The organism is Novosphingobium sp. GW821-FHT09E05 (genome assembly GCF_059416165.1).
The window spans coordinates 295,026-307,694 of sequence record NZ_JBWKOQ010000002.1 but is presented as its reverse complement, the minus strand read 5'-3'; the positions used below and the strand labels follow the sequence as shown (position 1 = coordinate 307,694).

Genomic DNA, 12,669 nt, shown 5'->3' with positions numbered 1-12,669 from the left:
CCCCGGTCGAGCGGGGGCGACGGTGAAGCATCCACACTCCGCTGCCCCCGCTTCCTTGCGAAACGCCCCCGTTTCTGCGACTAAACCGCTATGACACCGGCGATCTTCGGCCTTTCCGGCCTGACCCTCACCGACGACGAGCGCGCCTTCTTCCGCGATGCCGATCCGGCAGGCTACGTGCTGTTCGGCCGCAATGCGCAAAGCCGCGAGCAGGTGCGCGCGCTCACCGACGACTTGCGCTCCATCCACGGGCGCGAACGGCTGTTCATCTGCATCGACCAGGAAGGCGGCCGCGTCGCCCGGATGAAGCCGCCCGCCTGGCCGAAATACCCGGCCGGCGAGGCGTTCGACCGGCTCTACGACCTCGCCCCCGCCAGCGCGATCGAGGCGGCGCGGGTCAACGCCCATGCGCTCGGACTCGACCTTGCCGAAGCAGGGATCACGGTCGACCTTCACCCGATGCTCGACGTGCGCCAGCCCGGCGCGCACGACGTCGTCGGCGACCGTGCCCTGGGGTCCGAGCCGATGCGCGTTGCCGCGCTCGGCCGCGCGATCCTCGACGGGTTCGCACGCGCCGGGGTCGCCGGCTGCATCAAGCACATGCCCGGCCACGGCCGCGCCATGGCCGACAGCCACAAGGAACTGCCCACCGTCACTGCTTCGGCGCAGGAACTGGAATTCGACCTCGCGCCGTTCCGCGCGCTGGCCTCCGCGCCGATCGGCATGACCGCGCACGTGCGCTACACCGCCTGGGACGACGAGAACCCCGGCACCCTCTCACCTTACGTGGTGGGCGAGGTGATCCGCCGGAACATCGGCTTCGACGGCCTGCTGCTGAGCGACGACCTCGACATGGAGGCGCTGTCCGGCTCGGTCCCGGAACGCGCGGCGCGCGCCATCGCGGCGGGCTGCGACCTCGCGCTCAACTGCTGGGCGAAGATGGACGACATGCTCGGCATCGCCGACCTGCTGCCGGCGATGGGCGAGGCCGCCACAGTGCGCCTCGACCGCGCGCTGGCGACCGTGGGAGGCGCGGCGACGGGCGATCATGCCCAGCTCATCGTCCAGCGCGACGCCTTGCTGGCGCTCACTGCCTGATGGCCGACGCGCCCGACCTGTTTGGCGGCGACTGGGACGGCGAGGACCGGGCCGAGGGGCAGGACGACAAGCTCTACCTCGACATCGACGGCTGGGAAGGCCCGCTCGACCTGCTGCTCGACCTCGCGCGGCGGCAGAAGGTGGACCTGCGCGGCATCTCGATCCTCGAGCTGGTCGACGCCTACCTCACCTATATCGAGCAGGCCGAGGCGCTGCGGCTGGAACTGGCGGCGGATTACCTCGTGATGGCCGCCTGGCTCGCCTACCTGAAGTCCGCGCTGCTCCTGCCGCGCGATGAACAGGAGGACCCGAGCCCCGAGGAACTGGCGCTGCGCCTGCAGATGCGGCTCCAGCGGCTCGGCGCGATGCGCGAGGCGGCGGCGCGGCTGATGGCGCGCGATCGCCTCGGCCGCGACGTCTTCGTGCGCGGCGCGCCGGAGGGGCTGCGCGTCGATCGCAAATCGCTGTGGCAGTGCAACTGGTTCGACCTTGTGCGCGCCTATGGCGACGTGAAGATCCGCTCCGAGCCCGTCGTCCACATGGTGCGCGAGCGCATGGTGATGACGCTCGACAGCGCGATCCAGCGGGTCGCCTCGATGCTGGGCGTGGCGATCGACTGGATGGACCTGCGCGATTTCCTGCCGCCCGCCCACGACACCTGGGCCGACCCGCGCCTGCGCCGTTCCGCGCTCGCCTCCAGCTTCGTCGCCGCGCTGGAACTGGCGCGCACCGGGAGGGCCGAGATCGCGCAGGACGAAACCTTCGGGCCGCTCAGGCTGCGCGGGGTGAAGCCGTGAACGTGCCTCCCGACGATCTGGTCCGCTCCGTCGAGGCCGCGCTGTTCGCCGCCGAGGAACCGCTGAGCGCCGAGCAGGTCGCGCTGCACCTCGGTTTCGGCGAGAAGGGCGCAGGCCAGGTGCGCCCGGCCCTTGTGGAACTCAAGAACCACTACGAAGGCCGCGGCGTGCATCTCGTCGAGCGCGGCGGTCGCTGGCATTTCGAGACCGCGCCCGACCTCGCCCACCTGCTCCGCCGCGAGAAGGAGGAACTGCGCCGTCTCAGCCGCGCGGCGACCGAGGTGCTGGCGATCGTCGCCTACCACGAGCCGGTCAGCCGCGCCGAGATCGAGGCGATTCGCGGGGTGCAGACCGCCAAGGGCACGCTCGATGTGCTGATGGAGGCGGGCTGGGTGCGCGTCGCCGGACGGCGCGAGGTGCCGGGGCGCCCGGTGATCTACGCGACGACGCCGGTTTTCCTCGACCATTTCGGGCTCGCTTCGCTGCGGGAGCTGCCCGGAATCGACGAACTGCGCGCGGCGGGCTTGCTCGATCCGGTCGACGAGGACATGATCGAGGCCGTCCTCGGGCCGCCGAAAACGGGCAGGCCGGATGCGGCCGAGGCCGATCCTGACTGAGCCGTGACGGGCGAAGGACAGAACCATGACGGGCTTTCAACTTGGCACCAAAGCGCCTAGATGGGCCCGATGACGGTCGGAATCGGCCGTGGCTTTTGGAGTTGAGGTTATGGGTAGCTTCTCGATCTGGCACTGGATGATCGTTCTCGTGATCGTGCTCGTGCTGTTCGGACGCGGCCGCGTGTCGGAAATCATGGGTGACTTCGGCAAGGGCATCAAGAGCTTCAAGGAAGGCATGAACGAGGAAGAGGCCAAGAAGGCCGCCGCTCCCGTTACGCCTACCCCGAGCCCCGCCCAGATCGCCTCGCAGCAGGTCGTCGAGCCCGCCCCGACAGTGGCTCCGGCTCCGGCGGCGACCCCGGCCGAGACCAAGAACGAGCAGGTCTGAGCGCGCGGGACTGACGTACGATGTTCGACGTCGGCGCATCCGAACTCCTGATGATCGTCATCGTGGCGGTCGTCGTCATCGGCCCCAAGGACATGCCGATGGCGCTGCGCACGGCTGGCCGCTGGATCGGCAAGATGCGCAAGGTCTCGAACCACTTCCGCTCGGGTCTCGACGCCATGGTGCGCGAGGCCGAGCTGGAGGACATGGAGCGCAAATGGCGCGAGCAGAACGAGGCGATCATGAAGGCCAGCCCGCAGCTGCCCGCCATGCATCCCACCGCCGAGGACATGCAGGCGCCGACCACGACGCCCGTTCCGCTGCCTGACGCCGCCGAGCCCGCCCCGCAGAACGGCACGGCCGAGCCTGCCTCCGAAACCCGGCAGGCCGAGCTGCACCTGCCGCCTCCACCCCCTTGAGGCACCCGCCATGCAGCCCTTCCGCATAGCCGACATCGACGATTCGCAGGCTCCGCTGATGGAGCACTTGATCGAACTGCGCGGCCGCCTGCTGCGCGCGTTCCTCGCCTTCGCGGTGGCCTTCGCGGTGTGCTTCTACTTCTCGGGCGACATCTTCTCGTTCCTGGTGCGGCCCTTGACGGCCGCCTTCCCGCCGGGCCAGGGCAAGCTGATCTACACCAAGCTCTACGAAGCATTCTTCGTCGAAGTGAAGATCGCGATGTTCGCGGCCTTCTTCGTCAGCTTCCCGGTTATCGCCAACCAGATCTGGGCCTTCATCGCGCCGGGGCTCTACGCGAAGGAGAAGAAGGCGTTCCTGCCCTTCCTCGTCGCCACCCCGGTGCTGTTCACGATGGGTGCGGCGCTCGCCTACTACGTGGTGATGCCGACCGCCTTCCACTTCTTCCTCAGCTTCGAGGGCCAGAAGGGCGGCCTCAAGCTCGAGGCGCTGCCCGGCACCGGCGACTACCTCGGGCTGGTGATGCAGTTCATCCTGGCCTTCGGAATCAGCTTCCTGCTGCCGGTGCTGCTGATGCTGCTCAACCGCGCCGGCATCGTGACCCGCGCGCAGTGCGTGGCGGCGCGGCGTTATGCCATCGTCGGCATCTTCATCATCGCCGCCGTGGCCACCCCGCCCGACGTGATCTCGCAGCTGCTGCTGGCGATCCCGCTGCTCATGCTGTTCGAAGGCACGCTCCTGCTGATGTGGTTCACCGAACGCCGCGACGCCAAGGAACGCGCGGCCGAGGAAAAAGCGATCGAGAAGGAAGCCGAAGCCGCCGGCAAAGCGGTAGCGGACGTGCTGCCTTAAGAACCCAGCGTCGTCCCCGCCTGCGCGAGGACGACGGCGATCCAGCTAGCGCCGCACCCCGGCCTTGCCGCCGTCCTGCGCCGCAGACCACGCCAGCTTGCCGCCGATCCAGGTCTCCAGCACCCGCATCGCGCGAAGCTGCTCGGGCGAGGCGGTCATCGGGTCGTTGTCGACGAACAGGAAGTCGGCGCGGTAGCCCCTGGCGATGCGGCCGAGGCGACCTTCCGCGAACATCGCGTAAGCCGCGCCCGTGGTGTAGGCGGCCAGCGCCGCCTCGCGGGTGAGCGTTTCCTGCGGCTGCCAGCCGCCCGCCGGCTGCCCATCCGCGCCCTGCCGGGTCACCGCCACGGCGAGCCCCTCGAAGGGATGCGCGGGCTCGACCGGGGTGTCGGACCCGAAGGCGAGCGTCGCCCCGGTGGCCGCGATCGACTTCCACGCATAGGCGCCCGCCAGCCGTGCCGGCCCCAGTCGCGCCTCGGCCATGGTGCGGTCGGAGGCTTCGTGCTGCGGCTGCATCGAGGCGATCACGCCGTTGCGGCCGAAACGCGGAATGTCGGCCGGATCGACGATCTGAGCATGCTCGATCCGCCAGCGCCGATCGCCCTTGTAGGTGGCCGACAGTTCCTCGATCGAATCGAGCACGGTGGCGTTGGCCTCGTCGCCGATGGCGTGGACGGCGACCTGGAAGTTGTCCATCGCCGCCCGGCTCATCAGGTTGCCGAGCTGGGTCTGGTTCATCTGCGGCAGGCCCCTGGCTTTGGCATCGTCCGCATAAGGCGCCTTCAGCCACGCCCCGCGCGAACCCAGCGCGCCGTCGAGGTAGAGCTTGACCCCGTTCATCTTGAGCCGGTCGTCGTAGAGCCAGGGCGTCGGCCCCGGCCCGCCGATCAGGGTCATGGCGTCGATGCCAGCGGCGTAGGACACCACGCGCACGCGCAGGGCGCCGGTGTCGGCGGCGCGGCGGAAGGTCTGCCAGTCCTCGATGGTCGAGCCCATGTCGGCCACGGTGGTCACGCCCGAGGCGAGGAACGCCAGCTGCGCCTCGCCCAGCGCGGTGTCGCGGTCCTCTGGGCGCACACGCGGCAGCTTCGCTTCCACTAGCCGGGCCGCGGCGTCCACGAACACGCCCGAAGGCGCCTTCGAGCCCGCGACGCGCAGAATTTCGCCACCCGCCGGGTCGGCGGTGGCGGCGGTGATCCCGGCGGCCGAGAGCGCGGCGGAATTCGCCCAGCCGGCATGGCCGTCGACGCGGGTGAGCCAGGCGGGCTTGCCGCCGGTTACTTCGTCGAGTTCGGCGGCGGTGGGCATGCGGTCCAGTCCCCCCCCGCTTTTGAACCAGTCCGCCTGGTTCCAGCCACTGCCGAGAATCCAGGGCGCGTCGGGGTGCGCGGCGGCCCATGCCGCCACGCGCGAGAGCGCCTCATCCAGCGTTCGCGCGGTGGAGAGGTCCAGCGTCATCTTCGCGAAGCCGGTGCCCATCACGTGTGCGTGCGCGTCGATCAGGCCGGGCATGACCACGCGGCCCTTGCCATCGACCTGATAGTCGACCTTCTTCGGCCGCTTCTCGCCCTTGTGGAACACCTGGAGGACGTGGCCGTCGGGGCTGATGAGGAAGCCTTCGAAATGCTCGACGCCGCCCCGGCCGTCAGGAGTCACGCCTTCGACGTTGTCGACGAGGACGTCGGCGTGGGCCACGGACGCAGGGAAGGGCGCCGTCATCGCGGTCCCGGCGAGCAGCGCGGCGGCTGCCCCGATCGAATGCTTCACTTCTTGCCCTTCTTCGGGAGGCGCTTGATGATGGCGCTGGTGTCGAGCCGGCCGCCGCCCTGAGCCTGGATGTCGGAGAAGAACTGGTCGACCAGCGCCGCCACCGGCAGCGAGACGCCGAGCCCGCGCCCTTCTTCCAGGCTGAGGCCGAGGTCCTTGCGCATCCAGTCGATCGCGAGGCCGAAGTCGAACTCGTCCGCGTCCATCGAGGTCCAGCGGTTGTCCATCTGCCACGACTGCGCCGCCCCGCCAGAGATCGCCTCGTAGACCTTGCCCATGTCGAGGTGCGAGGCCTGCGCGAAGCGCACCGCCTCGGCCAGCGCGGCGACGTTGCCGGCGATGCATATCTGGTTCGCCATCTTGGCGATCTGGCCCGAGCCGGGCTTGCCGACGTGGACGATGCGGCTGGAATAGGCCTCCATGATCGGGCGCGCGGCCTCGATCGCGTCGTCGCGCCCGCCGCACATCAGGGTGAGCGTGCCGTTCTCCGCGCCGATCTGCGAGCCGGTCATCGGCGCGTCGACGCAGTGGATCTTCAGGTCGCGGGCCTCGACCGAGATCTGCCGCGCGATGCGCGCCGAGACCGTCGTGTGGTCGATGAAGGTGCCGCCCTTCTTGAGCATGCGGAACACGCCGTTGGGGCCGAGCACGACGTCGGCAAGGTCGTCGTCGTTGCCCACGCAGGTGATCACGACGTCGGCGTCCTGCGCCGCGTGCGCGGGGTTTGCGGCGATGCGGTGGGCGAGGCCGGGGTTGTCCCCGCTCCACTTGCGCGCGCGCTCGGGTGTGCGATTGTAGATCGTCAGTTCGTGGCCGGCCTCGCCGATGTGCCGCGCGATCGCACCGCCCATCGTGCCGAGACCGATCATGGACACCTTGCGGCGTTGTATCGTGCTTTCGCTCATCAGGGCGTTCTAGCGGGTTTTAGCTAAAAGCAAACCGTGGAGGTGCCGAGATTGGGCCGATCCGGGGCGACTGCGCTTTCAATTCGTCGCGGTTTCCTCTAGTCGCGGCCCCATGGACCAGACTCTGCTCAACACCGCTCCCGGGGCCGCCACCGGCGACGCCCCGCTGACCGCAGCCGACGTTCGTGCGGCGGCGGAGCGAATTTCGGGCAAGGTCGTGCGCACGCCGACCGAATACAGCGCCACGCTGAGCGCGATCACCGGCGCCGAGATCTACCTCAAGTTCGAGAACCTGCAGTTCACCGCCGCCTACAAGGAGCGCGGGGCGCTCAACGCGCTGCTCCAGCTGCCCGAGGAGCGCAAGAGCCGCGGCGTGATCGCCGCCTCGGCGGGCAACCACGCGCAGGGCCTCAGCTATCACGGCACGCGGCTTGGCGTGCCCGTCACCATCGTCATGCCCAAGACCACACCCACGGTGAAGGTCATGCAGACCGAGAGCGTGGGCGGCAAGGTCGTTCTGGAAGGCGAGAGCTTCGACGAGGCCTATGCCCATGCCCGCAAGCTCGAGGTGGAGCTGGGGCTGACCTTCGTCCATCCGTTCGACGACCCGCACGTCGCGGCCGGGCAGGGCACCGTCGCGCTGGAAATGCTGGAAGACGTGCCCGAACTCGACACGCTGGTGCTGCCGGTGGGCGGCGGGGGCCTGTCCTCGGGCATGGGGACCATCGCGCGCGACATCAACCCGGCGATCCGCCTGGTCGGCGTCGAGGCGCAGCTTTATCCGTCGATGTACAATCTGCTCAAGGGCACCAACCTGCCGATCGGCGGCGACACGCTGGCCGAGGGCATCGCGGTGATCCAGCCGGGGCTGTTCACCTCCAAGGTGCTGCGCCCGCTGCTCGACGAGTTCCTGCTGGTGAGCGAGCCGGCGATCGAGAGCGCGCTGTGCCTGCTGCTCCAGATCGAGAAGACGCTGGTCGAGGGCGCGGGCGCCACCGGCCTTGCCGCCGTGCTGGGCAACCGCGAGTTGTTCGTCGGCCGCAAGGTCGGCATGGTGCTCTCGGGCGGCAACATCGACACGCGCCTGCTCGCCAACGTGCTGCTGCGCGACCTCGCGCGCTCGGGCCGCCTTGCGCGCCTGCGCATCGGCCTGCAGGACCGCGCCGGCGCCCTGTTCAAGGTCGCCAAGGTGTTCCACGAGCACAACGTGAACATCATCGAGGTCTTCCACCAGCGCATCTTCACCCACCTGCCCGCCAAGGGCCTCGTCACCGAGATCGAGTGCGAGGCGCGCGACAAGCAGCAGCTGGATGCCCTCGTTTCCGCGCTGCGCCGCGAGGGCTACGAAGTGAAGCAGGTCGAGACCGAGTAGGCAGGTCTTTCGATTAGGTCTTGCGCGGGGCTGACGGTTACGTAAGGTTTCGCATATCCGGACGCCCCGTACCGGGACAGTCACGCGCCGATGCCACCGCTACGGCGCGATTTCACCGCAGGCCGGTCGGTTCCTGTGGTTAAAAGACTCGCAACGCGCTGCGACGACATGCATATTTCGGGAAGCAGACGGACGCAGCGCCGGCCACAACGCAAGAGGAAGATCAAGTTCGGTGACGGCTCCGGTTCGATTTCCCCGCTTCTTCGTGACGAGCCCGGCGCCGTGCCCCTATCTTCCGGGGCGCAGCGAACGCAAGGTTTTCACCGAACTCAAGGGCCCCCACGCCGATTCGCTGAACGACGCGCTGGGCCGGATCGGCTTCCGCCGCAGCCAGACCGTAGCCTACCGCCCATCCTGCATCGATTGCAACGCCTGCGTCTCGGTGCGGGTGGTCACGGGTGAGTTCATTCCCTCGGGTACCCAGAAACGCACGCTCAAGGCGCATGGCGACCTCGTCGCCACGGTCTGCCGGCCCTGGTCCACCAGCGAGCAGTTCGACCTGCTGCAGCGCTACCTCTCGGCCCGTCACCCCGAAGGCGGCATGACCACGATGGACGAGGTCGATTTCGCCGACATGGTGGAGCACACACCGGTCACCAGTTACGTCGTCGAATACCGCGAACCGTCGCTGGACGGCGTCAAGCCCGGCCGTCTCGTGGGCGCCTGCCTCACCGATCGCCAGTGCGATGGGCTGTCGATGATCTATTCGTTCTACGACCCGCACCACGAAGGCAGGCAGGGGCTCGGGAACTACATCATCCTCGACCATATCCGCCGCGCCAACGAGATGGGGCTGGCCTACGTCTACCTCGGCTACTGGGTCGAAGGCTCGCCCCGGATGCAGTACAAGGTGCGCTACCGCCCCATGGAAAAGCTCGGCCGTTCGGGCTGGGAGCGTATCGCGCCCGTCGACCAGGACCGCCTGATCGCCGAAGCCGTTTCCAACCCCCGCAGCCGCGACGATGCCGCGGGTCCCAAGGACGGCATGGGCACGATCGCCAAGGGGTGAGCGCGCACCGATCCGACGATCTGCGGTGACGAACCGGCATCTGCTGGGTCTTCCGTCGTCGCGGGGATGACGGATCGGGCAGAAGCGCGCGGCTACCGCTTCTTCTTCGCGCCGTTGAGCGCGGCCGCTTCCACGAACAGTGCCTTGAGCGCCGCCTCGTCCACGACGTCGCCCTCGTGGAGATCGATGGCGCGGCGCACGTTGCCTTCGAGGCTGGCGTTGAACAGCCCCGCCGGATCGGTGAGCGCGGCCCCTTTCGCAAACGTCAGCTTGACCGCGGCCTTGTAGGTCTCGCCGGTGCAGACGATGCCGCCGCCGTGATACCAGGTCGGCACCCCGCGCCATTTCCACTCCTCGACCACCGCGGGCAGCGCCTCGAGGATGAGGGCGCGCACCTGCGCGAGGGTTTCGCCGCGCCAGTCGTCCAGGGCGGCAATGCGCGCGTCGATGAGCTGCGACGGTGTCTTCTGGTCGTGTCCGGTCATGGTATCCCGTATAGCTGCGCCTCGTCGGCCCGGCGAGATTTCAGGCCGTTCATCGGCTTTCCGTCATTGAAGATCCACTTGCCGAACTCGGCCTGCGCCGCCGCGAACTGGCCCTGGAGGTGCAGCTTGCCGAGCGCGGCGCTGCGGATCTTGCCGGTATTGTAGTGAAACGAGACGAGCGCGTCGAACTGGTTCTGGCGGGTCGGAGCCGCGCCGAGGAAGTCCGCGACTTCGGCGACGTGCCGCAGGATGTCCACGTCGAAGCGCGCGTCGCACTGGGCCTGGGTCCAGACCGCGCCTTTGCGCACGTCCGGTCCGGTCGAGCCCCAGCCGATGGTCCATGGGGCGCCGTCGGCGCTGCCGGGATCGGGATAGGCGGCGAAAGTGCCGTCGGTCTGGCGTCTCGCGCAGCCCTCCCACTTCTTGATGAGCGCGGCGCCGGCGGCGCCCAGCGATCGCCGGGCGGCAGGCCCGGAGGCGGCGGCCAGGTCGATGGCAAGGACGCTGGCAAGGTCGATGGCGCGGTCGAGCGCCGCGACCTCGGCCCGCGTGAAACTGCGGGCCAGCATCTGGCGGACGGCATCGAATATCGGCTTTCGGTCCATGGACACTCCTGCGGATGGAACCGCCCGCAGGGCATGGACAGGCCGTCCGTCTTGCGGGCAGCCGATTGAGTAAGCCTGAGCGGGATCTGTAGGAAAGTGTTTTCGTGCCCAAAGCGAAAGGGCGCCCGGATTGCTCCGGACGCCCCTCTCGGCGAACTGGTCGCCAGTCTCTTACCGGGGAGGGATCATAGGCTGTAGTACATGTCGAACTCGACCGCCGACGGCGTGGTTTCCCAGCGCAGCACTTCGGGCCACTTGAGTTCGAGGTAGGCTTCGATCTGGTCCTCGGTGAACACGCCGCCTTCGAGAAGGAAGGCGTGGTCGGCCTGGAGGCTGTCCAGAGCTTCACGCAGCGAACCGCAGACGGTCGGCACTTCGGCGAGTTCGGCCGGGGGCAGATCGTACAGGTTCTTGTCCATCGCTTCGCCCGGATGGATCTTGTTCTTGATGCCGTCGAGGCCGGCCATCAGCAGCGAGGCGTAGCACAGGTACGGGTTGGCCATCGCGTCGGGGAAGCGGAATTCCACGCGCTTCGCCTTGGTGCCGGCACCGTAGGGGATGCGGCACGAGGCCGAACGGTTGCGGGCCGAGTAGGCCAGCAGCACCGGGGCTTCGTAACCCGGGACCAGGCGCTTGTAGCTGTTGGTGGTCGGGTTGGTGAAGGCGTTGAGGGCCTTGGCGTGCTTGATGACGCCGCCGATGAAGTACAGGCAGTTCTCGGACAGACCGGCGTAGCCGTTGCCCGCGAAGGTGTTGTTGCCCTCGTTCCAGATCGAGATATGCGTGTGCATACCCGAACCGTTGTCCTTCATGATCGGCTTGGGCATGAACGTCGCCGTCTTGCCGTAGGCCTGTGCGACCATCCACACGACGTACTTGTAGATCTGCATGCGGTCCGCGGTGGTGACGAGCGTGCCGTAGGTCAGGCCGAGCTCATGCTGAGCGGCGGCGACTTCGTGGTGGTGCTTGTCGCAGGGCAGGCCCATCTCGATCATGGTCGAGACCATCTCGGCGCGGATGTCGGTGGCCGAATCGACCGGAGCGACCGGGAAGTAGCCGCCCTTGGCGCGCGGGCGGTGGCCCAGGTTGCCGGTGTCGTACGACTTGTCGGTGTTGCCCGGCAGTTCGATGTCGTCGATCTTGAAGCCGTTGCCGTCGTAGCCGTCGTAGAACTTCACGTCGTCGAACATGAAGAACTCGGCCTCGGGGCCGACGAAGACGGTGTCGCCGAAGCCGGCCGACTTGACGAACGATTCGGCGCGCTTGGCGCACGAACGCGGGTCGCGGGCGTAAAGCTCACCGGTCGAAGGCTCGACGATGTCGCAGAACAGGATCAGCATCGGGGTGGCCGAGAACGGATCGACGTAAAGGGCATCGAGGTCGGGCTTGAGGATCATGTCCGACTCGTTGATGGCCTTCCAGCCCTCGATCGACGAACCGTCGAACATGAGGCCGTCTTCCAGCTCGTCTTCGCCCAGGACCGTCGAAACCATGGTCAGGTGCTGCCACTTGCCCTTGGGGTCGGTGAAACGGAGATCGACCCACTCGATCTCTTCGTCCTTGATCCTCTTCAGGACGTCCTTTGCAGTTGCCATGGTCTTGGTTCTCCAGTGTTACTCTTCCGATCCCGAAAGAGGATAGGGGTGGATGGGGACTTGGGGCAGCCACCGGCCCCCCAGCCGGCGTATCCCCTGGCCCGGCCGAGGCCGGAAATTGGAGCCCGGCCGAAGCCGGAAATTCGCTGCGGCGCGCGTTACAGCGCGTCGTCGTCCCGCTCGCCGGTGCGGATGCGCACGGCGGTCTCGACATGGACGACGAAGATCTTGCCGTCGCCGATGCGGCCGGTCTGCGCGGCGTCGGCGATGGCTTCGACCACGCGGTCCGCGAGCGCGTCGGGCACGACGACCTCGAGCTTCACCTTGGGCAGGAAGTCGACGACGTATTCGGCGCCGCGATAGAGTTCGGTGTGGCCTTTCTGACGTCCGAAGCCCTTGGCCTCGGTGACCGTGATGCCGGAGACGCCCACTTCGTGGAGCGCTTCCTTCACTTCGTCGAGCTTGAACGGCTTGATGATGGCTTCGATCTTCTTCACGCCTGCCTGGACCCCTGCACTTGCACCCGGACTGTCTAGTAGGAGGGAACCGGTCCGGGAACCAGAAGCCTCGCGCGCGAATCCCATCAAGAATCGTGCCAATGCGGCGGGCTCACTGGTAGGCCAAGTGTGCAACCGCGAAAAGGCCGGAATTGCACCATTTGCCCAGTCAATTGACGGACTGTGGCAATGCCGCACCGGCTGATGG

The 12,669-nt window shown here is 67.9% G+C and carries 14 protein-coding genes; 8 read left to right on the top strand and 6 right to left on the bottom strand.

All coding sequences use genetic code 11. The features are described 5' to 3' along the window. Positions 1–90: 90 nt before the first annotated feature. The 6 genes from nagZ to tatC all read left to right on the top strand — a co-directional run bounded on the left by nagZ (position 91) and on the right by tatC (position 4,166). Positions 91–1,098: a beta-N-acetylhexosaminidase gene (gene nagZ / locus AC07M9_RS13330; protein ID WP_494884235.1), complete on the top strand. Its 1,008-nt coding sequence runs from the start codon at positions 91–93 to the stop codon at positions 1,096–1,098. Next, entirely contained in the window at positions 1,098–1,895 is a 798-nt protein-coding gene (locus AC07M9_RS13325) for a segregation and condensation protein A (RefSeq protein WP_494884234.1), read from the top strand. Before nagZ ends, AC07M9_RS13325 begins: the two co-directional genes overlap by 1 nt. Beyond that, complete coding sequence (gene scpB / locus AC07M9_RS13320) at positions 1,892–2,512, top strand: SMC-Scp complex subunit ScpB (protein ID WP_494884233.1); 621 nt, start codon at positions 1,892–1,894, stop codon at positions 2,510–2,512. The genes AC07M9_RS13325 and scpB overlap by 4 nt, the downstream gene beginning before the upstream one ends. Before the next feature lie 109 nt (positions 2,513–2,621). After that, the gene (locus AC07M9_RS13315) at positions 2,622–2,900 is read left to right on the top strand and encodes a twin-arginine translocase TatA/TatE family subunit (protein WP_494884232.1); all 279 of its coding nucleotides are present in this window, start codon (positions 2,622–2,624) and stop codon (positions 2,898–2,900) included. Between the two features lie 20 nt (positions 2,901–2,920). After that, positions 2,921–3,316 carry a Sec-independent protein translocase protein TatB gene (gene tatB, locus AC07M9_RS13310; RefSeq protein WP_494884231.1) on the top strand — a complete coding sequence of 132 codons (396 nt, stop codon included), beginning with the start codon at positions 2,921–2,923 and terminating at the stop codon, positions 3,314–3,316. 10 nt (positions 3,317–3,326) lie between these two features. Further along, entirely contained in the window at positions 3,327–4,166 is an 840-nt protein-coding gene (gene tatC, locus AC07M9_RS13305) for a twin-arginine translocase subunit TatC (RefSeq protein ID WP_494884230.1), read from the top strand. Between the two features lie 45 nt (positions 4,167–4,211). Here the strand turns inward: tatC and AC07M9_RS13300 are convergent, their stop codons facing one another. Together AC07M9_RS13300 and AC07M9_RS13295 are read right to left on the bottom strand one after the other, a co-directional pair. Beyond that, positions 4,212–5,933, bottom strand: coding sequence for an amidohydrolase (locus AC07M9_RS13300; protein ID WP_494884229.1), 1,722 nt, complete (start codon positions 5,931–5,933; stop codon positions 4,212–4,214). Beyond that, positions 5,930–6,838, bottom strand: a complete 909-nt coding sequence (locus AC07M9_RS13295; protein ID WP_494884228.1) for an NAD(P)-dependent oxidoreductase — start codon at positions 6,836–6,838, stop codon at positions 5,930–5,932. Before AC07M9_RS13295 ends, AC07M9_RS13300 begins: the two co-directional genes overlap by 4 nt. Positions 6,839–6,950: 112 nt before the next feature. On the opposite strand from AC07M9_RS13295, the gene AC07M9_RS13290 reads away from it, so the two are divergent. Together AC07M9_RS13290 and AC07M9_RS13285 are read left to right on the top strand one after the other, a co-directional pair. After that, positions 6,951–8,210 carry a threonine ammonia-lyase gene (locus AC07M9_RS13290; protein WP_494884227.1) on the top strand — a complete coding sequence of 420 codons (1,260 nt, stop codon included), beginning with the start codon at positions 6,951–6,953 and terminating at the stop codon, positions 8,208–8,210. 232 nt (positions 8,211–8,442) lie between these two features. Beyond that, complete coding sequence (locus tag AC07M9_RS13285; RefSeq protein ID WP_494884226.1) at positions 8,443–9,279, top strand: arginyltransferase; 837 nt, start codon at positions 8,443–8,445, stop codon at positions 9,277–9,279. A gap of 92 nt (positions 9,280–9,371) precedes the next feature. Here the strand turns inward: AC07M9_RS13285 and AC07M9_RS13280 are convergent, their stop codons facing one another. From AC07M9_RS13280 to AC07M9_RS13265, 4 genes are all read right to left on the bottom strand, one after another. Next, entirely contained in the window at positions 9,372–9,764 is a 393-nt protein-coding gene (locus AC07M9_RS13280) for a DUF1801 domain-containing protein (protein ID WP_494884225.1), read from the bottom strand. After that, positions 9,761–10,369: a lysozyme gene (locus AC07M9_RS13275; RefSeq protein ID WP_494884224.1), complete on the bottom strand. Its 609-nt coding sequence runs from the start codon at positions 10,367–10,369 to the stop codon at positions 9,761–9,763. Before AC07M9_RS13275 ends, AC07M9_RS13280 begins: the two co-directional genes overlap by 4 nt. A gap of 185 nt (positions 10,370–10,554) precedes the next feature. After that, a complete protein-coding gene (glnA, locus tag AC07M9_RS13270) occupies positions 10,555–11,964 on the bottom strand; it encodes a type I glutamate--ammonia ligase (RefSeq protein ID WP_494884223.1) in 1,410 nt (469 codons plus the stop codon). Positions 11,965–12,122: 158 nt separating this feature from the next. Then, positions 12,123–12,461: a P-II family nitrogen regulator gene (locus AC07M9_RS13265; protein ID WP_043978976.1), complete on the bottom strand. Its 339-nt coding sequence runs from the start codon at positions 12,459–12,461 to the stop codon at positions 12,123–12,125. Between the last annotated feature and the right edge of the window lie 208 nt (positions 12,462–12,669).